18 protein-coding genes are annotated in these 22,031 nt (G+C 63.2%); 11 read left to right on the top strand and 7 right to left on the bottom strand.

Annotated features, from left to right (window positions below):
- Nucleotides 1-12: 12 nt before the first annotated feature.
- From TRP66_RS03740 to TRP66_RS03710, 7 genes are all read left to right on the top strand, one after another.
- Nucleotides 13-1,146 carry a type VI secretion system-associated FHA domain protein gene (locus TRP66_RS03740; protein WP_333400002.1) on the top strand — a complete coding sequence of 378 codons (1,134 nt, stop codon included), beginning with the start codon at nucleotides 13-15 and terminating at the stop codon, nucleotides 1,144-1,146.
- Between the two features lie 2 nt (nucleotides 1,147-1,148).
- Nucleotides 1,149-1,631 carry a type VI secretion system lipoprotein TssJ gene (gene tssJ, locus TRP66_RS03735; RefSeq protein ID WP_333400001.1) on the top strand — a complete coding sequence of 161 codons (483 nt, stop codon included), beginning with the start codon at nucleotides 1,149-1,151 and terminating at the stop codon, nucleotides 1,629-1,631.
- A gap of 2 nt (nucleotides 1,632-1,633) precedes the next feature.
- Nucleotides 1,634-2,965: a type VI secretion system baseplate subunit TssK gene (gene tssK, locus TRP66_RS03730; protein WP_333400328.1), complete on the top strand. Its 1,332-nt coding sequence runs from the start codon at nucleotides 1,634-1,636 to the stop codon at nucleotides 2,963-2,965.
- Between the two features lie 61 nt (nucleotides 2,966-3,026).
- The gene (icmH, locus tag TRP66_RS03725) at nucleotides 3,027-3,821 is read left to right on the top strand and encodes a type IVB secretion system protein IcmH/DotU (RefSeq protein ID WP_333400000.1); all 795 of its coding nucleotides are present in this window, start codon (nucleotides 3,027-3,029) and stop codon (nucleotides 3,819-3,821) included.
- A gap of 12 nt (nucleotides 3,822-3,833) precedes the next feature.
- Nucleotides 3,834-7,340: a type VI secretion system membrane subunit TssM gene (gene tssM, locus TRP66_RS03720; protein ID WP_333399999.1), complete on the top strand. Its 3,507-nt coding sequence runs from the start codon at nucleotides 3,834-3,836 to the stop codon at nucleotides 7,338-7,340.
- On the top strand, nucleotides 7,340-8,206 hold the full coding sequence (locus TRP66_RS03715) for a serine/threonine-protein kinase (RefSeq protein ID WP_333399998.1): 867 nt from the start codon (nucleotides 7,340-7,342) through the stop codon (nucleotides 8,204-8,206). Before tssM ends, TRP66_RS03715 begins: the two co-directional genes overlap by 1 nt.
- 136 nt (nucleotides 8,207-8,342) lie before the next feature.
- Entirely contained in the window at nucleotides 8,343-8,888 is a 546-nt protein-coding gene (locus TRP66_RS03710) for a DUF4174 domain-containing protein (protein ID WP_442965161.1), read from the top strand.
- Between the two features lie 4 nt (nucleotides 8,889-8,892).
- Here the strand turns inward: TRP66_RS03710 and TRP66_RS03705 are convergent, their stop codons facing one another.
- Entirely contained in the window at nucleotides 8,893-9,336 is a 444-nt protein-coding gene (locus tag TRP66_RS03705; protein ID WP_333399997.1) for a CBS domain-containing protein, read from the bottom strand.
- 71 nt (nucleotides 9,337-9,407) lie between these two features.
- On the bottom strand, nucleotides 9,408-11,627 hold the full coding sequence (locus TRP66_RS03700) for a putative bifunctional diguanylate cyclase/phosphodiesterase (protein ID WP_333399996.1): 2,220 nt from the start codon (nucleotides 11,625-11,627) through the stop codon (nucleotides 9,408-9,410).
- A gap of 192 nt (nucleotides 11,628-11,819) precedes the next feature.
- Here TRP66_RS03700 and TRP66_RS03695 point away from each other — a divergent pair, with 192 nt between their 5' ends.
- Complete coding sequence (locus tag TRP66_RS03695; RefSeq protein WP_333400326.1) at nucleotides 11,820-14,183, top strand: DNA polymerase II; 2,364 nt, start codon at nucleotides 11,820-11,822, stop codon at nucleotides 14,181-14,183.
- On the opposite strand, the gene TRP66_RS03690 is transcribed toward TRP66_RS03695, so the two are convergent.
- The 5 genes from TRP66_RS03690 to TRP66_RS03670 all read right to left on the bottom strand — a co-directional run bounded on the left by TRP66_RS03690 (nucleotide 14,180) and on the right by TRP66_RS03670 (nucleotide 18,886).
- Nucleotides 14,180-15,019 carry an NAD-dependent protein deacetylase gene (locus tag TRP66_RS03690; protein WP_333399995.1) on the bottom strand — a complete coding sequence of 280 codons (840 nt, stop codon included), beginning with the start codon at nucleotides 15,017-15,019 and terminating at the stop codon, nucleotides 14,180-14,182. The two genes, TRP66_RS03695 and TRP66_RS03690, sit on opposite strands and share 4 nt — an antisense overlap.
- 72 nt (nucleotides 15,020-15,091) lie before the next feature.
- Nucleotides 15,092-15,973, bottom strand: coding sequence for a TIGR03915 family putative DNA repair protein (locus tag TRP66_RS03685; protein WP_333399994.1), 882 nt, complete (start codon nucleotides 15,971-15,973; stop codon nucleotides 15,092-15,094).
- Nucleotides 15,970-17,190, bottom strand: a complete 1,221-nt coding sequence (locus TRP66_RS03680; protein ID WP_333399993.1) for a putative DNA modification/repair radical SAM protein — start codon at nucleotides 17,188-17,190, stop codon at nucleotides 15,970-15,972. The genes TRP66_RS03685 and TRP66_RS03680 overlap by 4 nt, the downstream gene beginning before the upstream one ends.
- 98 nt (nucleotides 17,191-17,288) lie before the next feature.
- Entirely contained in the window at nucleotides 17,289-17,618 is a 330-nt protein-coding gene (locus tag TRP66_RS03675; protein WP_333399992.1) for a hypothetical protein, read from the bottom strand.
- A 119-nt stretch (nucleotides 17,619-17,737) separates the two neighbouring features.
- Nucleotides 17,738-18,886, bottom strand: a complete 1,149-nt coding sequence (locus TRP66_RS03670) for an aldose epimerase family protein (RefSeq protein WP_333399990.1) — start codon at nucleotides 18,884-18,886, stop codon at nucleotides 17,738-17,740.
- A gap of 256 nt (nucleotides 18,887-19,142) precedes the next feature.
- Between TRP66_RS03670 and TRP66_RS03665 the strand changes: the two genes are divergently transcribed.
- From TRP66_RS03665 to TRP66_RS03655, 3 genes are all read left to right on the top strand, one after another.
- Nucleotides 19,143-20,015, top strand: a complete 873-nt coding sequence (locus TRP66_RS03665) for an SMP-30/gluconolactonase/LRE family protein (RefSeq protein ID WP_333399989.1) — start codon at nucleotides 19,143-19,145, stop codon at nucleotides 20,013-20,015.
- A gap of 60 nt (nucleotides 20,016-20,075) precedes the next feature.
- Nucleotides 20,076-20,894 (top strand): SDR family oxidoreductase, encoded by an 819-nt coding sequence (locus tag TRP66_RS03660; RefSeq protein ID WP_333399988.1) that lies wholly within the window; start codon nucleotides 20,076-20,078, stop codon nucleotides 20,892-20,894.
- 125 nt (nucleotides 20,895-21,019) lie between these two features.
- Entirely contained in the window at nucleotides 21,020-22,024 is a 1,005-nt protein-coding gene (locus TRP66_RS03655; RefSeq protein WP_333399987.1) for a substrate-binding domain-containing protein, read from the top strand.
- Nucleotides 22,025-22,031: the final 7 nt, after the last annotated feature.

Raw genomic sequence — 22,031 nt, 5'->3', positions numbered from 1 at the left:
CGAGGAAGCGCTATGCAACTGGTATTCGAGGTGCGGGCGACGGCGCGCCTGCGCCGAGGCAGTCCATGCAGCCCGGCATTCGGCGAATCGGGCGGTGTCATTGGACGTCATCCGGGCTGCCACTGGAGCATTGAGGACGATCTGCGATTCATCTCGGCTCATCACGCGCGGGTCGTCTACTGCGATGGACGCTTTTTGCTCGCCGATATCAGCCGTAACGGCATCGCACGACTGGACGGCAGGGCGCTGGTCAAGGACCAGGAGGTCGAGATAAAGGATGGTGAGGAATTCCGGTTCGGCGAGCTGGAGCTCATCGCGCATGTATTCGGATCCGACGCACCCGCAGCGTTGGACCTCGTTGATCCGGATCCGCTACGACTGGACGAAAATCCGGACTGCGCCTATGCCGTCATGGACGAACTTGCGAGCCTGTCCGATCACGCTGACACACCGCAGCGGTCCGACAGCGCGCCTGCCGACCGGGATCATCTGCTGATACCCCGACTGGTATCCGAGCGGGAGCCGGCATCCGACCATGCCGAGTATCAGCAGCCGGCTAAAACGTCTGAAACGCTCTGGCAAAGACTGGAGGCGGTGCTCGGGATCGGCCTGGATTCAATGAGGCCTGAGGAGCGCGATATTGCAATGCTGAAACTTGCCAGCCAGTTCAGACAGTGCGTCGGCGGCCTGCAACTTGCGCTGAGACATTGTGCGGACCTGCGTGCCGATATCGGCGTAGACGCGGCGGGCGCTGGACAGGTTCTCGAACCCTTCGCGGATATTCAAGAGCTGTTGCGCCAACTGCTCGCCGCGGAACCGGCCTCGCTGGAGCCCGAACCTCGTATCCGCGCAACATTCCGGCACTTGCAAGCCCATGAGGTTGCGTTGGTGGCTGGCGGGCGGGCAACGGCCCGGGCGGCTCTGGCGCATTTCTCTCCCCAGCAGCTCAATTGGGAGTTCGAGCGAGACACCAGCAGGCCGGTGATCAACACCGCCGGAAGCCGATGGCGTGCGTATCTGCGATTTCACCATGCCCTCAGCCGTACCGATGACTGGAGCGACGAGCTGTTCGCCCGCCATTTCTCCCATGCCTACCAGGATCAGCTTCGCCTGATAAACACTTTGCATCTGGATCTCCAAGGATGACCATGCCTCGACTTACAGGTCTGCTGTTATTGGCCGCCATACCTGCGCTTGCCAGCTGTTCGGCACTTTCGCCTTACTCCGCCCAGACCCGGCTTGAGCTGACGCTGACCGGCAATGAGTTGTTGAACCCGGATATCAACGGGCGTCCGTCGCCTGTCGTCGTCCGCCTGTTGGAGCTGAGAAATCCGGTCAGTTTCGAGACTCAGGATTTTTTCACCCTGTACGGGCGCGGCAGCGAGTCCCTGGGCCAGGATCTGATAGCCGCCGAAGAGCTCGAGCTGAGACCAGGCGAGTCGCAACGTCTCAAGTTGCATGCCACGCCCGCCGGACGCTTCGTCGGCGTCCTGGCGGCCTACCGTGATCTGCCCGAAACCCGCTGGCGTTACGTGATCGAACTGCGCGCGCAGGACCTGACCCGCGCCGACCTGAGCTTCAGTGACGACGGTATCCACCGGCTCAATCACCCCATCGGAGAGCTGCGATGATCCTGGACGTCCATAAAGTCGTCTGGCAGGAAGGCATGCTGTTACGGCCCCAGCACTTCCAGCACCACGATCGCTATTACGATCAGCAGCTGCGGCTGCGTACCCGGCTGTCGCGAGCTTTCAACTGGGGCTTCACCGAACTGGAACTGGACCCCCAGTTTCTGGGGTCTGGACAGATCGTGCTCAATCTGGCGGCCGGGATCCTGCCGGACGGAACCCTGTTCGATCTGCGCGATCGCCGCGCTCCGCTGGTTCTGGACATGCCCGCCAATAGCGCAGAGGTCGCGGTCTATCTGGCCCTTCCGCTGGTGGCGGGCAACTGTGTCGAAGTACGCAGCCAGGAGCAGAACGATGTGCTGGCGCGCTATACCGCTTGCCCGGTGATGGTCGCCGATTCCAATGCCGGGGAGGGCACCGCGACTCAGCTGCAATGCGCCCGACCGGAGTTCCGGCTGTTGCAGGGCGAGCCGGCCAGTGAACAGTCCTATGTGAAACTCAAGGTCTGCCACGTGCTCGCCACAGGTCCCGACAAAGCAATCAACCTGTCGCCAGACTTTGTCGCTCCGTTCATCACCGCCCGGGGTTCCAGCTATCTGATGGCCTGTCTCAAGGAAGTGACCGGCATGCTGGGCCACAGGGGCGAGGCGATTGCCCGGCGAATAAAATCCAGCGGAGCAAGCGGCAGCGCCGAGGTGGGTGACTTTCTCATGTTGCAGTTGCTCAACCGCACCGAACTCTTGCTTCAGCATTATCTGGACATCAAGGACGTGCACCCTGAAGAACTGTACCGGATGCTGCTGGGGATGCTCGGCGAGCTGGCGACTTACAGCGCGGAGGACAAGCGTCCGAAGATCAGTGGCGGTTATCGACACAGCGATCAGGCCGCCAGCTTCCGGACCCTGATGCAGGCCCTGCGACAGATGCTCTCGATGGTTCTTGAGCAGCATGCCCTGGAGCTTGCGCTGGAACCTCGCCAGTACGGTGTGCTGGTTTCACCTAAAGTCGACCCGCAGCTGCTGGGATCAGCCTCCTTTGTGGTGGCCGCCTCGGCGAACTGCGAACCCGACGAGCTGCGTCATCGCTTGCCCGCGCACCTCAAGGTCGGCTCGGTGGAAGGCATTCGGCAACTGGTCAATCTGCATTTGCCGGGGTTGCGCCTCAAGGCGTTGCCGGTGGCGCCGCGTCAGATCCCTTATCACGCCAACAAATGCTACTTCGTGCTCGAAATGGACGCCGCCGAGACCGCGGATGTCCGCAAATCCGGCGGGTTCGCCCTGCACATGTCCGGCGATTTCGCGGGGCTGGAACTGAAGTTCTGGGCAATCAGGAGCTGAATGCATGACAGACCGATGGTCACTTGACCCGACATACCTCGCAGGCCGCGGGGCAGAGCCAATGGGCTCCCTGACCGGCCACGATGATCCGCAAGACCTGGAACGCCTCGACGCGCAGCTTGATCATTGCGCGTTGCCCGGCCTGCGGGAACACGCCGACGTGCACCTCAATCCTCTGGTCGCGACCGCCGCCGACCTGTTGTCGGAGGTGGTTCGCCTGGCTGCCGCCGAGGCCGGTGACGTCGAGGCGCTGAACCGCTTTCTGGTCGACCAGGTAAAAATCTTCGAATTGCGCGCCGCCCAGCAGTGCATACCCGCCGAGCAGGCGGTCGCCGCCCGTTATGTGCTCTGCACTGTGCTCGATGAGACCATCCTTGGCACGCCATGGGGCGGTGCGAGCGACTGGTCGCGCATGAGCCTGCTGAGCCGGTTCCATAAGGAAACGGTGGGCGGGGAAAAGTTCTTCCGACTGCTGGAGCGGCTTTCAACTCATCCCGCGCGACATCTGCACATGCTTGAACTGATGTATCTCTGCCTCGCCCTGGGGTTCGAAGGCAAATACCGGGCGATTCCTCGCGGCGCGGTGGAGCTGGACGACATCCGCGAAGGGCTGTTCCGGCAGATCCGCCACCTGCGCGGCGAGGTCGCCCGCGAGCTCTCACCACAATGGCAGGCGCTCGAGACGCCCAGGGGCAGCGCCTTGCGCAGCGTACCGCGCTGGCAGTTGTGGTTGGTGACTGCCATTTGTCTTGCTGCGATGTACACCGGCTTCGCGTCGGTTCTGGGCAAGCACCGGGACCTCGTTTTGAAACCTTTCCAGCAGGCCGTCGTGGCCGAACCGGACCGCCGTACCTGACCGAGATTCATCATGAAAAAAAACTTGAAACGACTCCTGGGTCTGCTGCGCCGGACCTGGGTCTGGACGCTGCTGGCTTTATCATTGCTGGCCCTGCTCATCTGGTTCGCCGGGCCGCTGCTGGCGGTCGCCGAGCATCGTATCCTGCAAGAGGCGACCTCGCGCCTGCTGGTCATCTGTGTCCTGGTGCTGGCCTGGGGGCTGGCGATGGCGCTTACCGGGGCGCGAGGCGGTGCTCGTGCGAACGATACAGAAGCTGGCGAGCCGGAACGTGAGCGGAACCTGGAAAACGCCGTTATCGCGGCCGAGCGTGACGAACTGCGCATCGGGTTCCAGGATGCGGAGCGCGTGTTGTCGCAGTCGGCGCTCTATACCGGGCAGAACTCCCTGTCGCGTCGCGAGCTGCCCTGGTATCTGCTGATCGGTCCGCAGGCCAGCGGCAAGACAAGCCTGCTCGACTTCTCGGGCCTGGACTTTCCGCTCAATCGCAAAGAACGCCGGCTGACCCGTGACATCCGTGGCACCCGCGGCTGCGACTGGTATTTCGCCGACCAGGCCGTGGTGCTGGACACCGCCGGCCGTTATTTCACCCAGCCACAGCGCCGCGCCGATGCCGGCGCCTGGCTGAATCTGCTTGCGCTGTTGCGCGCGCGGCGGCGGACACGGCCGCTCGATGGCGTGCTGGTAACGCTTCCGGTCCAGGAGCTGTTCGGCACTCAGGAGCTGCGACTCGAACAGCTGGCGGCGACGATGCGGGACCGCTTGCGGGAAATCCGTGAGCAGTTGGGTGTAGAGGTGCCGGTGTATCTGATCCTTTGCCGCGCCGATGCCGTGCCGGGCTTCGATGAATTCTTCGAGCCTTTGTCGCGGGAGGAAACCGAACAGGTGCTTGGCGCTACCTTCAACGAGACAGAAGACGGAACCGATGTCCGGGTGATCAGGCGAACCTTCGACGCCTTGTTGTCGCGCCTCAATGGTCAGACGTTGACACGCGTCCACCAGGAGCGGGGTACGGCCCGACGCGGACTGGTCCTGGATTTTCCCCGCCAGCTGGGACGCATCTCCCATAACCTGTGCCTGTTCGTGGAGCTGGCTTTCGCCGGCAATCGTTACCAGTGCGCAAGCCGGCTGCGCGGCTATTATCTGACCCGCGCGCCCCAGGTCGAATTCGCGCGCGGGGACGAGCCGGCGCAGGACGAAGTGTTGCCGGTCGCCGGAAACGCTCGGCTGCCGGTGCTGAATACCGGCCGGGCACGCTTCATTCGCAACCTGTTGAGCCGGGTGATCTTCGCCGAGGCAGGGCAGGCAACCCTCGACGAGCCGCTGCGCCGCCGGTTGGGCTGGGTGCAGCGCGCCGGGTTCGGTGCGGTGGCAGGCGTGCTGCTGGCTTGCGGTGCGCTGTGGGCTAACGGTTTTGCCGCGAACCACGAGCGACTGGAGTCGCTACGCGGCATGGCGGCGCAGTGGAGCGCGCAGCGTTCGGCGTCTACTGATCAGGATGAACTCCTGGCGGTGTTGCCTGCTCTCGAAACCCTGTACCAAGCCACTCAAGTGTTTCCTGACGAGCAACGGGTGTCGCTCGGCGAGCGCGACGGTCTGTACCAGGGCGAGGCGGTCAACAGCGTGCTGTTGACCGCCTATCATGGCGAGCTGCGTAGCCAGCTGCTGCCACGGCTTGCCCGGCAACTGGAACGCTCGATGGCCGCGAGTCTGGACGAGCGCGACGAATTACTGGCGGACCTGAGGGCCTATCTGATGCTCGGGTCGAGCGAGCACCGTGATCGCGCCTGGCTGCAGGCGCGCGTCACGCGCCACTGGGCGCAGCTTTACGCCGGGCACGGCTCGGCACAGGCCCAGCTGAACGGCCATTTCCAACGACTGCTGGGACAACCCTTCGAACACGCGCTCGACCAAGGGCTGGTGGCGCAGGCGCGGGACGCCCTGCGCAATGAGTCACTGGCCGGCGTGGTGTATCGCGCACTGCGCGAGCAGGCGCGCGGCATGCCCGAGTACCGTCTGGCTTCGCGCATTGGCGGGCAGGGGGCCGTGCTGGCCGGCACCGATCATGCGATCCCCGGTTTCTACACGCGTAATGGGTACGAGCGTTATTTCATCGCCCAAGGGGCGAGCGCGATCACCGACATTCTGCAAGACAACTGGGTGCTCGGCGACAGCGGTGACCTCGGGCCGATGGCGCTGCACCGGTTGCTGGGCGAGCTGGAGCAGCTGTACTTTCGCGACTATGCCGACCACTGGAGCGAAGCATTGGGGCGGGTCATGACGCAGCCTTTCGAAGGCGCCCGGCAGGCTGCCGTCTCGATGGGGCAACTCACTGCTGCGAATTCGCCTGTGTTGCAGCTGTTGCGCGAGGTGCGGGACAACACGCGTTTCGTCGTGCCTGTGCAAGCGGCGACGCCCGCGGCCTCACCGGACGAACCGGCTGCCAGCGCTATCACGGCAGTCACCGATCGCGCCAAGGACGCTGCTGTCCAGCTGCTGCCGAACACCGCAAAAAAAGCCCTGCAGCGCCGCTTTGAGGCATTGCACCGTTTGCTGGATGAGGACAACGGCCCAGCGGTCGATCTGGTCGCGGTGCTGCAATCGGTCAACGACGTGCAGCAGCAGCTGGCGGGGCTGGGGCGCTCGGGCCATCCCGAGGTGGCGGCTTTCGAGATGGCACGCGCGCGGATGAACGGGCAGCGCGATGCACTCGGCGCTCTGCGCGATGGCGCGGCCCGTCTGCCGCAGCCGGTGGGGAACTGGTTCAACAGGCTGGCCGAAGACAGCTGGGCATTCGTGCTGCGCGAGACCTACAAGCATCTCAATCAGCGTTATCAGGATGAAGTCTACGGCTTCTATACCCAGGCGCTGGACAAACGCTATCCGTTCCACGCCCACAGCGGTAGCGACGTCGCCCTCGAAGACTTCAGGGAGTTCTTCAAGGCTCGGGGGATTGCCGAGCGTTTCTTTGAAACCTGGCTCAAGCCTTTCGTGAGTGGCGAACCGGGCCGTTACCGGTTGCGTTCCGTGGACGGCTACAGCGTGCCCATGAGCCGGGCGTGGCTGGACCAGATGGGTCATGTGCAAGCAGTGCGCAGAAGCTTCTTCGCCAATGCCGGGGACGAGCCGCAGGTGAATTTCAGGCTTGAGCCCTACACCCTGGATTCGGCGGTGAGCCGTGCCGAGTTTCGCATGGGGGACCAGATTGCCGAGTATCGCCACGGACCGGTGGTTGCCAGTGCGTTCAAATGGCCTGCCACGGCGGACGGCGGCCGGGCGGCCCTGGTGCTGGACCGCCAGCAGGGTCGGCCGCTGGGTATCGAGAAAAACACCGGTGTCTGGTCGTTTTTCCGGCTGCTGGAGCTGATGGAAACCGAACCGCTGCATGGGCGTGACGTCCTGATGGTCAAGGCCGACGTGGGTGGTTTGCGCGCGAACTATCTGCTGATGACCCAGCGGTCGCCGAACCCGTTCGACCTGACCGCGCTGCGGCGCTTCCGCTTGCCGGCGCAGCTGTGATGGTCCCGGGCGAAGTTGTGCTGGGCCGCTACCGTGTCGAGCGGCTGCTGGGCAGCGGTGGCGTCGGCCGGGTCTACCGGGCCTGCGATCTGCTGAGCCGGCAGCTGGGCGATCCGGACCCTTTCGTTGCAATCAAGGTGCTGGGCGACGAGCAGGCACAGGCCAGCGACGCCAGTGTGCTGTTGCACCGCGAGTACGCGCTGACCGCCCACTTGCACCACCGCAACGTGGTGCGGGCCATGCGCTTCGACGTCGAACCCGATAAAGGTTATCCGTTCTTCACGCTGGAGCTCATGCGCGGCCTCGACCTCGCTCAGCTCAAGCGCGAACGCCCGGAAGGTCTGCCTTGGCGGGAGCTGCGCGAGATCGCTGTCCAGTTGTTCGATGCCCTGGCTTACATCCACGAGCGGGGCATTCTTCACGGGGATATCAAGCCCGGTAACGTCATGCTCACCGAGCAGGGCCTGCGGTTGTTCGACTTCGGGCTCGCTCAGCCGTTGGCGGGTGTGCTGACGGGGCTGCCCGAGCTGCGCCGTCAGCACTTCGATGCCTGGACGCCGGCTTATGCGGCGCCCGAGCTGATGGAGGGCGGTCGTCTGACGCCGCTGACGGATGTCTTCGCAGCCGCGTGCGTGGTCTACGAACTGGCCTGTGGCTCGCATCCGTTCATGCGCCTCGACGCATTGCGCGCCCGGGCCGAACGGCTGGATCGCTCCCTGCGCATGCCGGCCAGCCTGCCCGCGGCGTGCCGCTCGATGCTGCACCGCGCGCTGGTGCTGGACCCTCACGAACGGCAGGCGCAGGCATCTGACCTTCACCAGGCGTTCTTGCGGGCGACCGGGGGGTGGGGAAGCGGCTGGCGTTAGCGGCCCCAGGCAGGTCAGGGTGCTGGGAGAGCGACGGATGCTGGACTATAACGTCTGGACACATATAGGGTAGAACGGCACTGCACAGCCCAGGTCTTCAGTGCGTACGTTCACCCATGGACAACAGGAGCCCCCTATGAACACCCGGACACTGCTCACCCGCGCGCTGGCGTTCGCTGCCTTGCTCTTGGCGACGGGGTCTGCCACGGCGGCTGAAGGCGACGCGCCGCTGGCCCAGGAGCGCGGCAGGACACGTCCATTGATTATCATCGCGCCCAGCAGCGTCGACCCGGCTCTGGTCAACCTGAAGAAAGCGCTGGAAGAGCCGGCCAATCGTGAGGCGTTCGCCCAGCGCAATATGGTGCTGTACACCGTGGTCAACACTATCGGTGAGCGTAACGGCAAGGCGATGGATGCCCAGTCGACCATGGCCCTGATCCGTGAACTCAAGCTTGGAGCGGGCGCGCAGACCAAGGTGATACTGGTCGGCAAGGACGGCGAGAAGAAGATCGAGAAGTCCGGTGCCGTCGATCCCAAGGAGGTTTTCGCGACCATTGACCAGATGCCGATGCGCGAACGGGAAGCCGCCGTTCCCGCGCCGGCCCCCGAACCGCAGCCCGCGCCCGCCGAGAAAGCGCCCAAGGCCGCCAAGGGCGCTCAGGGTAAAGCGCTGGACGACTGAGCCCTCATACGTCGCCGCGAATGTACTGTTCCAGCTGCAGAATCAGTCCGGCCTGTTCGGCGATCGCCTCCTTCACCAGGTCGCCGATGGACAGCAGGCCCAGGAGTTCGCCGTTTTCAAGGACGGGCAAGTGACGCAAGCGGTTGTCGGTCATGATCGCCATGCAGGTGGCGATGTTCTGGTGCGAATCGACGGTGACGACTTTGCTGCTCATGATGGCGCTGACCGGCGTGCCCACCGAAGAACGGCCCATGAGGATCACCTTGCGGGCGTAATCCCGTTCGCTGACGACCCCCACCAGTTCGCCATTGGCAACCACTGGCAAGGCGCCAATATTCTTGTCCGCCATCAGTCGCAGCGCGTCGAGCACCATTTGCTCCGGGCCTATCGTATGGACCTGCTGATGATGCTCGGCTTTTAGTTTCAGTAGTTGGGCAACGGTGGTCATGGCTCTCTCCAATGCAGGGACCCCCGAAAGTGTAGGCGACCGCTGGCGCAGAGCCGGGTTATTCGCCTCTGTCAGGCGGGGACGTCGGCGCTTGCCGGCACGCTCTGCTCGGCCAGTGTGTCGAGCAATGCGGCGAGCGGCATGGGTCTGCTCAGGAAATAGCCCTGGGCTTCATCGCAGTGAAAGCGTTCAAGACAGGCCAGTTGCTGTGCCGTCTCGACCCCTTCGGCGGTGATACTCAGCTCCAGCGAACGGCCCAGCTGAATGATGGCCTGCACGATGGACTGGCTTTGGGTGCTCTGGTCCAATTCGTTGATGAAACTGCGGTCGATCTTGAGCGCATCGAACGGGAAGGTCTTGAGGTAGCTGAGCGACGAGTATCCGGTGCCGAAGTCGTCCATCGACAGCCTGACGCCCAGGGCTTTAAGCTCGGTCATGACTCTCAGGCCGACCTCGGCGTCGTCGATCATCACCCGTTCGGTGATTTCCAGTTCCAGCCGGTGGCTGGGCAGCCCGGTCGCGTTCAGTACGTTGCGCACGCGCTCGACCAGTCCCGGGCTGCGGAATTCGACCGCGGAAATGTTCACCGAAACCACCAGGGCGTCGTCCCAGTCCGCCGCGTCGCTGCACGCGCGGTGCATGACCCAGTCGCTCAAGGCCAGGATCGAGCCGTTCTCTTCCGCCAGCGCAATGAACTTGTCCGGCATGCAAAGACCACGCTGAGGGTGATCCCAGCGGATCAGGGCTTCGGCGCCCGCAATCCGCCCTGTGGGTATGTCGTAGCGCGGTTGATAGCGCAGGCTGAATTGCTCTGTGCCGATCGCGGCCTGCAGGTCCTCTTCCAGAGCCCGCCGTTCGAGAATCCGCGCGGTCATCGCCTGCTCGTAGAAGCGCCAGGTATTGCGACCTTCCTTCTTGGCCTCGTAGAGCGCCATGTCGGAGAATTTCAGCAGGTCATCGGCGTCGGATGAGTCGGCCGGGCAGACGGCAATGCCGATGCTCAGGCCGATGAACATGTCCTGACCGTCGAGGCTGAAAGGCTCGGCGATGCGCGCGATCAGGCACTCGCATAGCTGTGCGGCCGCCTGGGTGCCGGTCAGGCGAGTCGCGACCAGAATGAATTCGTCGCCGCCTTGGCGGGCGAGCAAATCATGTGGCGACACGCATTTCAGAAGTCGGGCCGCGACTTCGCGCAGCACCGCGTCGCCGCCGCTGTGACCGAACACGTCGTTGATATTCTTGAAGTTGTCCAGATCAAGATTGAACATCACCAGCGGGCGATCCGGATGCGGCGTGCGCTCCAGTCGCGCACGCAGAAATGCCCGCAAATAACTTCGATTGGCCAGCCCGGTCAGGGTGTCGTGCCGGGAAAGGTGGAGCAGGGCGGCTTGTCCCTCGGTGATTACTTGCAGTTGCGCGTCCATCAGGCGCGCATTGTGAAAGCTCTTGCGGAACAGGATGAACGCCGCGACCGCCAACGCCGCTAGGAACGCCAGCAGGACGGGCAGCAGCCCCTTGATCAGTTTTGCCCCTGGAAGCTCGGGGTCCCAGCGCAGCGTCAGTTCGGGCGTGTCCAGTACCGGCTGCGCCGCGGCGTCCCGGGCATCGCGTGGCGTACGCAGATCGGCGATGTCGTAATCGCTGCCCAGCCGGGCCAGTTTGAGCGGTGTCAGGCGCCAGGCCAGAATCAGCACCGACGGCGGTCCTTGAGTGGCATCGACGTCCGGACTGTCGCCGGGCGTGAGCGCAGCGGCGGCCAGAAACACCGGATGTTCGCCCAGGGGCTGTATGCGACTGAACGCCTTCTCCTCACCGGCACCCTGACGCGCCTGTTCTATCAGGTACCAGGGGAGGGCGCCCAGCCAGTGCTCGATCGGACGTTCGACAAGCTCGCCGTTGATCACTGAATAGGTCGTGCGGCCTTGACCGTCGACGACAAAAATCCCTTCGAACTGGAAATCGCTGAACAGCGAGGCGCCGAGGTTACCGCGTACGTAAGCCCAGTCGCTGTCGGTGCGCAGATGCAGGTGTGCATAGGCGTCGCCCCAGAATGCGTTGTCCCGCACGGTGGCGATCATGGTTTTCTGGCGCGACTGCCAGACCTGCTCGACCATATTCCGGCTATGGGCGGCCTCATGCTGGTTGAGTTGCGCGGCCACGTACAGCATCGCGCCCACCACGATCAGCGAAACCACCACCAGCAACGCCACCACGGCAAAGATCGTTCGCCGTGCGAAAAACATGTGGGAGAAACCCGGCGCATGGCCCGGCTCGGGTGTCGGCGACGTCATGGTGGGCATTCCGGAAATCTGAACTCTCAAGATGAGGGCAGTCCCGTGGACGGGACCTGGACCGAGCGACGTCGCGGCTGAAAGACACGGTACGCTCTGCCGTCATATCGGCGTCATGACCGGCTTCTTGAGGGTGCGTGCCGGGCGCCGCGATGCACCGTACAATGGCGCAAATTTAACGAGGTCATGGCGTTGGAGCTGGAGCACGGTTTCATTCTCAGTCGGCACTGGCGTGACACCCCGCAGGGTACCGAGATAGAGCTGTGGCTGGCGACGGACCGGGGTGCGCGTCAGATCCGTCTGCCGCCGCAGCCCTCGGTGGCGTTCATCCCGATGGAGCAGGGTGACCGTGCCAAGGCGTTGCTGCGCGACGAGCCGGGTGTCGAGCTGCGCGAGCTGAACCTGACCGACTTTCGCCACAGACCGGTGCTGGGACTCTATTGCCGGCAGTATCGGCAGTTGCTCAGCCTTGAGAAGGTGCTGCGCAAGGGCAATATCGACGTCTACGAGGCGGACATTCGCCCACACGAGCGCTATCTGATGGAGCGCTTTATCACCGCGCCTGTGTCCTTCAGCGGCACGCCTGACGCCGACGGCGTGCTGTGCAATGCGCAGATCAAACCAGCCTCCGACTATCGGCCGACCTTGCGGCTGGCATCTCTGGATATCGAAACCACCGCCCGCGGCGAACTGTATTCCATCGCCATCGAAGGCTGCGGCCAGCGCCAGGTGTACATGCTCGGACCGCCCAACGGCGGCAATGAACCGCTGGACTTCACGCTGGAATACTGCGACACCCGGGCGCAATTGCTGGAACGGCTCAATCAGTGGCTGGCCGAGCATGACCCGGATGCGATCATCGGCTGGAACGTCATTCAGTTCGATTTGCGCGTGCTCCATGAACACGCGCAACGCCTGCAGGTACCGTTGCGTCTGGGACGCGGCGGCGATGAGATGGGCTGGCGCGAACATGGCAGCCGCAACAATCATTTCTTTGCCGAAGTGAGCGGGCGGCTGGTGATCGATGGTGTCGAAGCCCTGCGCTCGGCGACCTGGAGCTTCCCCTCCTTCAGCCTGGAAAACGTGTCCCGGACGCTGCTCGGCGACGGCAAGGCCATCGATACGCCGTACCAGCGCATGGACGAAATCAACCGCATGTTCGCCGAGGATAAGCCGGCGCTGGCCCGCTACAACATCAAGGACTGCGAACTGGTCACCCGGATCTTCGCCAAGACCGGATTGCTGAGCTTTCTGCTCGAACGCGCGACCGTGACCGGTTTGCCGGCGGACCGCAGCGGCGGTTCGGTCGCCGCCTTCTGTCATCTGTACATTCCGCTGATGCATCGCCAGGGCTTCGTCGCCCCGAATCTGGGCGAACGGCTTCCGGAAGCCAGTCCCGGCGGCTTCGTCATGGATTCGCAGCCCGGCCTTTACGAATCGGTGCTGGTGCTGGACTACAAGAGCCTGTATCCGTCGATCATCCGCACCTTTCTCATCGACCCGGTCGGGCTGGTCGTCGGTCTTCGGGAGCCGGACTCCAAGCAGTCCGTACCCGGTTTTCGTGGCGCGCGTTTTTCACGAAGCCGACACTGTCTGCCGGCCATGGTCGAGCGCGTCTGGGAGGGCCGTGAGGCGGCCAAACGCGAGGCCAACGCGCCTTTGTCCCAGGCGCTGAAGATCATCATGAATGCGTTCTACGGGGTGCTGGGTTCCAGCGGCTGCCGGTTTTTCGATCCGCGCCTGGCGTCCTCCATCACCCTGCGCGGGCATGAAATCATGCTCAAGACCCGCGAGCTGATCGAGGAGCAGGGCTACACCGTCATCTACGGCGACACGGACTCGACCTTCGTCTGGCTCGGTCGGGCCCACGGCCAGCAGGAGGCCGCCGAGATCGGTCGCGCTCTGGTGGCTCGGGTCAACCAGTGGTGGCGAGCACATCTCGAACGCGAATTTGGTTTGAGCAGCGCGCTTGAATTGCAGTACGAGACCCATTTCCGGCGTTTCCTGATGCCGACCGTGCGTGGAGCCGAGGAAGGCAGCAAGAAGCGCTACGCGGGGCTGGTCACAGCTGCCGACGGAACAGAGGAAGTAGTGTACAAGGGGCTCGAATCGGTCAGGACCGATTGGTCGCCTCTGGCCCGGGCTTTCCAGCAGGAATTGTATCTTCGCATTTTCAAGCGCCAGCCCTATCAGGACTATGTGCGTGATTACGTACGCCGCACCCTGGCCGGCGAGCTGGATGATCTGTTGGTCTACCGCAAGCGTCTGCGGCGGCGTCTGGACGATTACGAGCGCAATGTGCCGCCTCATGTCCGGGCGGCACGACTGGCGGACGAGTACAACGATCAGCTTGGCAGGCCGCGGCAGTACCAGCGCGGCGGCTGGATCAGCTACGTGATGACGCTTGCCGGTCCGGAACCTCTGGAAGTGCGGCGTGCCGCCATCGATTACGATCACTACGTGACCCGCCAGTTGCAGCCGCTCGCCGATGCGATCCTGCCATTCGTGGGCGACGATTTCAGCACGCTGATCGGCGGCCAGATGGGGCTGTTCTAGCCTTGCGGCGCCAGACGGTCCGCCAGGGCGGGCAGCAATGTCTCGCAAGGTTCTTCGATCTTCAGCGCCAGCAACTCGTCGGCGCGGGTCTTGCCATAGTTGATGGCGATCACCGGACGATCTCGTTCAGCCATTGCCTTGCACAGGCGAAACGCGGACCAGGCCATCAGCGAGCTGCCGACCACCAGCAGCCCGGCCGAACGTTCCACCGCGCTCATGGCGTCGGCGGCCGTCTGCGCTGCCACGTTTTCGCCGAAGAACACCACGTCCGGCTTGAGGCGCTCGCCCGCGCAATAGGGACAATGCGGGACCTTGAAAGACGACTCGAACGCCGGGTCGAGCAGGGTATCTCCGTCCGGAGCCTGGACCGCATCTACCCCGGCCAGATACGGGTTCTGCGCCAACAGGGTGTGCTGGACCTCGGCGCGATCCAGACGTTGCTGACAATCCAGACAGCGCACGCCCTGCAGACTGCCGTGCAGCTCGATGACCTCCGGGCTGCCCGCCTTGCTGTGCAGTGCATCGACGTTTTGTGTAATCAGACCGCTGATCGCGCCATGCGCCTGCAATCTGGCCAGCGCCATATGGGCGCCATTGGGCTGTGACGCGCGGATACGCGGCCAACCCAGCATGGCGCGTGCCCAATAACGCTGTCGGGCGGCCGGGTTGGCGGCGAACTCCTGGTACATCATCGGTTGCCTGCCGCGCCGCACGCCGTCCTTGTCGCGATAATCGGGAATGCCCGATGCGGTGCTGATCCCTGCGCCGGTCAGTACCAGGAAAGGCTCCTGGCCCATGAACTGGCACAAGCTTTCCAGTGAATCGCTGGCGGACATGGATATCTCCTTGGTGGCTGACCGGCTGCGGCGTTCGCACTGTGCAGCAGAGGGCGGCAGCTCGGTGCAAGTTCAATCTTCCGGACTTGCGCCAGATCCCGCGCGCGGAGGCACATTGGGACGGCCGGCGACTTTCTTGCCGCGCCTGGCCCCGATGTCGCTCGCCTGACCATCGCGCTGCTTGCCGGTCCGCGCCTGGGTGATGAGCGCTGGAATGAGCGGTCCCTCCGGGAGGTTTTTCCAGAAGCGGGACGGCAGATGACCTTCCATGACCTTGGGGTTGAGGCGGGCCGGGTTGAAGATGTGGCTGTAGTAGGTCAGCCACAGTTCACCGTGAGGGTCTTCCACCTGACGGGCCATCTGTTGCCATTCCGGCGGACAGCGCCGTTCGTGGATCAAGCGGGTGCCGTCGTAGTAGACGCCATCCTGAGGTGTAGCGATCAGCCAGCGATGGCGCCCCATGCGGCCGATGAAATGCTGGCTGGCGGAATGGAGAATGTCATGGGCCGGCTCATGCCAGGCGACGTACTCGGGACGCAAAGTCTGCGCGTCGTCCTCGGCGCCGGGCAACGCGATGAAGCGCAGAAAGGCGTGCAAATGGTGCGCTTCGCGGCTGACGGATTTGATCCGGCGATGCAACTCACTGCCCAGTCTGTCGCCCGCCAGCATGGCCGTACGGTCGCCGTGACTGACACGCCACAGCACTTCATAGAGCAGACTCCAGCGCTGTTCACCGCGGTAGCTAGACGCGCTTTCGAGCATTTGCAGCAGCTCCAGCGGAACCCGTGCCTGGAAGGGCCCGCTGTCGGGTGGCAAGGCTTCGTCACTGGAAAACAGGTCGGCGGCATCCGGCGCCTTCCAGCTGACCCGGCTGGGATCGACGCCATGACTGAGCAGCCAGCGCGCCTGTTGCCGCCAGGTCTCGAACAGGTCGTCGCAATCCAGACAGATCATCCCCAGAGGCCCATCTGCTGGGGCTGCGGACGATCGCGCAGTTGCTGGTGCAGAAACTCGCTGCTGGTTTCCGCCTGGGAGGGGCGATAGTCGCTGGTGATGATGAACGGCTTGGCCTTGGACAAAATGCAGCGCAGGCGGGTCAGGTCCTCGTAGCGGATCCGGCGCTGGCGGCGCAGCTCCACCAATCGCTGGGTGGTGCGGATACCGATGCCCGGAATACGCGCAATCAGCGACGGGTCGGCCCGGTTGAGATCCAGCGGAAATACCTGCCGGTTGTCCAGCGCCCACGCCAGTTTGGGATCGATGTCCAGTGCAAGGTCGCCCGGACCCTTGAGCAGTTCGCCGGCCGTGAACCCATAGCCGCGCAGCAGGAAATCGGCCTGATACAGACGGTGTTCGCGCATCAGCGGCGGTGCGGCCAGGGGAACGCTGCCGGGGCTGTTAGGGATCGGACTGAAGGCCGAGTAGTAGACGCGGCGCAGCTTGAAGTTGCTGTAGAGGGTCTGCGCGCTGTGCAAAATGGTGCTGTCATCGGTGGCGTCCGCGCCTACGATCATCTGGGTGCTCTGTCCGGCGGGTGCGAAACGCGGCGCGCGCGGCTCGTTGCGGACGGTCTCCTCGCCGGTATAGATGGTGCGCATGGCCTGCTTGATCGATTTCACGTCCTTTTCAGGGGCGAGGGTCTGCAGGCTATGGTCGGTGGGCAATTCGATGTTGACGCTCAAGCGGTCGGCGTAGCGCCCGGCCTTCTCGATCAAGGCGGGGTCAGCGTCGGGAATGGTTTTGAGATGGATGTAGCCGCGGAATTCATGCTCTTCGCGCAGCAGCCGGGCCACTTCAACCAGTTGTTCCATGGTGTAGTCGGCCGAGCGAATGATGCCGGAGCTCAGGAACAGCCCGCTCACGCAGTTGCGGCGGTAGAAGTCCAGGGTCAGGGTCACGACTTCTTCGGGGCTGAAGCGCGCGCGCGGCACGTCGCTGGAACGCCGGTTGACACAATACTGGCAGTCGTACAGGCAAAAATTGGTCAGCAGGATTTTCAGCAACGACACACAGCGCCCGTCCGGCGTATAGCTGTGGCAGATGCCCATGCCATCGGTCGAACCTAGGCCCGACTTGCCTTGCGAACTGCGCTTCGGCGCACCACTGCTGGCGCACGAAGCATCGTACTTGGCGGCGTCCGCCAGAATGCTGAGCTTGTCGATAAGCTGCATGAAAATTCCCGTCACTGTTTGCATGTACAGTATCGGTTTGCAGGGTTATCGACAAGCTGCGCGGGCTCTGGACCGGAGCTTGCCGATGAATGGCAGAGTCACTCGGAAACGCTGTAGGGCTCTTGCCAGACAATCCAGTCGCCGTGCACTTTCAGCAGCCGTCGGCAGTCGAGAAACAACTGTTCGATCCGGGGTTGTCCGGCGGTCCAGGGCGTCCAGTCGGGCGGAGCATCGATAGCGCCGGTCTGGCCCGTGAGCGGGGAAAAGCGGCGACGTCCGGGGTCGGGAACCCGAAGAGCGTGAATGCATTCGTCGTGACGCAGCCAGTCCAGCGCCACGCCCTGATGATCGATGCCTCCGATCAGGCGGGGACGGACGCTGTGCGGCGATTCCGGCAGGTGTTGCGGGTCGTTGTACTGAGTGGACATGGCTTCATCCTCGGTATCTGGATGTGATGGGATGTCGTACTGCTCAGATCGCGACCGGTTCAGCTTAAACCGTTTTGATGACACAGGCCCGTCGAGCGGGGCCTGTGCGACAGAACGTCTCAATCGGTGAGGAATTTGAAGACGGTGGTCTGGGTATAGGTCTTGCCCGGGTCGAGGCGCGTGCTCGGGAACGCTGCCTGGTTCGGCGAGTCCGGGTAATGCTGGGTTTCCAGCGTGAAAGCGCCCCAGTGCGGGTATTGCTTGCCGGCCTTGCCGCGGATGCTGCCGTCCAGGAAGTTGGAGGTGTAGAGCTGCACACCGGGCTCGGTGGTGAACAGTTGCAGGCGACGACCGGAGGCTGGATCGCGCACTTCCGCTGCCAGTTTCTTCACGTCGCCCTGGGTGTCGAGTACCCAGTTGAAGTCGAAGCCGCCCTGTTTCGGTTCGGCGTATTTGAGCTGCGGGTGGTCGTCCTTGATGTGCTGGCCGAACGCGACCGGTTTCAGGAAATCCAGCGGCGTGCCTGCGACGCCGGGCAGTTCGCCGGTGGGAATCAGCTTTTCGGTGACTGGCGTGTAGCGCGAGGCGTGCAGCGTTGCCACCTGTTTGAGGATATCGCCGTTGCCAGCGCCGGCCAGGTTGAAATAGCTGTGGTTGGTCAGGTTCAGCACCGTGGGTTTATCGGTGGTGGCGCGGTAGTCGATGCGCAGCTCGTTGCGGTCGTTGAGGCTGTAGGTGATCTCGGTCAGCAGCGCGCCTGGGAAGCCCATCTCGCCATCGGGCGACAGATAGCTCAGTTTCACGCCGACCGAATCCCCGGAGCGGGTCGGCTGCGCCTTCCAGATCCGCTTGTCGAAACCCTGACTGCCGCCATGCAGCGAATTGGTCTTGTCGTTCAGAGGAATCCGATACGTCTGGCCGTCCAGTTCGAAGGTGCCGCCGGCCAGACGATTGCCGAAACGGCCGATGGTGGCGCCGAAATACACGGTGCCATTGTCCTGATAACCCTTGAGATCATCGAAACCCAGCACGACGTCTTCCACTTTGCCGTGTTTGTCGGGCGCGAGCACGGACTGCAAGGTGGCGCCGTAGGTGATAATGCTCGCCTCAAGCCCATGGCTGTTGCGCAAGGTGTATTTTTCGACGGCAGTGCCGTCCGGCAGGGCGCCGAAACCGGTGCGCTCGCTGGACAGCTGCGCGGCCTGGGCGTTGAAGTTGGCGATCATCATGGACAGTCCGAAAGTGGCGATCAGAACCCGCGTTTTCATCTGTTCTACCCGCATTGTTGTAGTGATAAGAGGCTGGCCTTCGTTGACAGGAAACGCGTGACAACCGGCTCGCCTTGCGTATTGGTCAGACTATTGGATCGGATTTCATCCGATGGATGGATTTATAGTCGAAGAAATGCGGCTTGAAAAATAAATCGTAATACTATTTAGTAGCGCGAATGAGGCGCGGCTGGATGGTGATCCAGACCGTGCTCGACGACACAAGTGCCTTACAACAATAAAAAAGGACAGGTTCATGCAATGGTCGCCCGTTTCCGAGCACCGTTTCAGGCTGGGCGAAGGCCCTTTCTGGGATGGCACGCAACACGCCCTTTACTGGGTGGATATCGCCGGTCGTCTGGCGTGTCGATACGTCGCCGGCCGTTTTCAGCAATGGCATCTGCCCGAGCCGGTTTCCGCGTTCATTCCCACCGAGCGCGGAGATGCGCTGGTCACCCTGGCCAGTGGCGTCTACCGCCTCGACACTGACTCACCCAAGGTCGCTCTTCAGCGCTTCTGCGTAGCCGATCCCACGCCCGGCAACCGCGCCAATGAAGCGCGCTGCGATCCCCACGGCAGGCTGTGGGTGGGCAGCATGCAGAACAATCTCGATGCCTCGGGCGGCGATCTGCCGTTGACCCGAAGGTCCGGGGTGCTGGCCCGTATCGATGCCGAGGGCAGGGTCACTCAGCTGCTGGAAGGACAGGGCATCGTCAATACCTTGCTGTGGCCTTTCCGCGCAGACGAGCTGTTGTGCGCCGACACGCTCGACGAAGTCATTTACCGCTACCCGCTGCACGACGATGGCAGTCTCGGCCCGCGTACGGTCTGGGCCGCGCAACATGAGCGTGGTTCGCCGGACGGCTCGGCCATGGACGTCGACGGCTACGTGTGGAATGCGCGCTGGGGCGGAGGTTGCCTGTTGCGATTCGCGCCCGACGGCTGCCTGGACCGGGTAGTCGAATTGCCGGTCAGTCATCCCACCAGCTGCGTATTCGGCGGCCCCGGCCTGTCGACGCTGTATGTCACCAGCGCAGCGCCTGCCGATGCCCACGGCCGATTCGATGGCGCGGTTTTGCAAGCCGACGTTGGCGTGTCCGGCCAGGCGTGCCGGCGATTCGCCGGCTAGTGTTCCCTGTCGGACCCGCGTCGGGTCCCACGGTCATTTCCATTTTCAAGGAGAATCAGGATGGCAACACCTCTGTCTTTACCGCCCGTGCCGGAGCCGGTTCGCGGCGAACGGCTCAAGGGCAAGGTCGTACTGGTCACCGGTGCCGCCCAGGGCATCGGCGAAGCGATCGTCGCCTGTTTCCAGGCTCAGCAGGCGAAGCTGATCATCAGCGACGTGCAGGGAGAAAAGGTCGAGGCGGTGGCCGCGCGCTGGCGCGAGCAGGGTGCCGACGTGCATGCGTTGACGGTCGACGTGACACGGCAGGACCAGTGGCGCTCGATGGTCGAGCTGGCGCTGGAGCACTTTGGCCGCATCGACGTGCTGATCAACTGCGCCGGGGTCAACGTGTTCCGCGACCCGCTGGAGATGACCGACGAGGACTGGAAACGCTGCTTTGCCATCGATCTGGACGGCGCCTGGTACGGCTGCCGCAGCGTGCTGCCCGGCATGATCGAACAGGGCGCGGGCAATATCATCAACATCGCTTCGACCCATTCGACCAACATCATTCCGGGCTGCTTCCCGTATCCGGTCGCCAAGCACGGCCTGATGGGGCTGACCCGCGCGCTGGGCATCGAGTACGCGCCCAAGGGCATCCGCGTCAACGCCATCGCGCCGGGCTACATCGAAACCCAGCTCAACGTCGATTACTGGAACGGCTTCGACGATCCCCAGGCCGAGCGTCAGCGGGCTTTCGATCTGCACCCGCCGCGCCGCATCGGGCAGCCGATCGAGGTGGCGATGACCGCGCTGTTCCTGGCCACCGACGAAGCCCCATTCATCAACGCCAGCTGCATCATGATCGATGGCGGGCGCTCGGTGCTCTACCACGAGTGACACTCGGTTACATTGCTGCGATTCGCAATATGGTATGACTATTTGACGGGTCAGCCAGGTTATCCCAAGACCCGTTCTCTCACCGCTGGACGCTGTAGCTATTCAATAACAATAAGGAGTTAGCTATGTTGAGTCGTCACGGGATTCGTTCCCTGTGCTGTGCCGCCGTCGCCACCGCCATCCTTGGCAGCAGTGGCGCCCTGACCGCCGCCGAAAAGGTCAAGATCGGCTTTCTGGTCAAGCAAGCCGAAGAACCCTGGTTCCAGACCGAATGGGCCTTTGCCGAAAAAGCCGGCAAGGAACATGGTTTCGAGGTGCTCAAGATCGCCGTTCCCGATGGCGAGAAAACCCTGGCCGCCATCGACAACCTGGCCGCCAACGGCGCCAAGGGTTTCGTGATCTGCCCGCCGGACGTTTCGCTGGGCCCTGCAATCGTCGCCAAGGCCAAGGCCAACGGCCTGAAAGTCATGGCCGTCGATGACCGTTTCGTCGATGCCAAGGGCAACTTCATGGAAGACGTGCCTTACCTCGGGATGGCGGCCTTCGAGGTCGGCCAGAAACAAGGTGAGGCGATGGCCGCCGAAGCGAAGAATCGCAACTGGGACTGGAAAGAAACCTACGCCATCATCAATACCTACAACGAACTGGACACTGGCAAGAAACGCACCGACGGCTCGGTGGATGCGTTGAAAAAAGCCGGCCTGCCGGAAAGTCAGATCCTGTTTACCGCGCAAAAGACCCTCGACGTGCCCGGCAGCATGGATGCGACCAGCTCGGCGCTGCCCAAGCTGCCTGCCAACGCTAAGAACCTCATCATCGGCGGCATGAACGACAACACGGTCCTTGGGGGCGTGCGCGCCACAGCCTCGAACGGGTTCGCTCCGGCCAACGTCATCGGTATCGGCATCAACGGCACCGATGCGATCGACGAGCTCAAGAAGAAACAGAGCGGTTTCCACGGCTCGATGCTGCCCAGCCCGGACAAGGAGGGCTACGACACGGCCTACCAGATGTTCCAGTGGGTCACCACCGGCAAGGAGCCGCCCAAGTACACCGCCATGGATGACGTGACGCTGATCACCCGCGCCAACTTCCAGGAAGTGCTGACCAAAATCGGTCTCTGGAAGTGAATTGAGC

The organism is Pseudomonas sp. JDS28PS106, from assembly GCF_036706555.1.
Taxonomy (GTDB): domain Bacteria; phylum Pseudomonadota; class Gammaproteobacteria; order Pseudomonadales; family Pseudomonadaceae; genus Aquipseudomonas.
The sequence above is the reverse complement of the archived record's forward strand: the minus strand, read 5'-3'. Positions and strand labels throughout refer to the sequence as shown.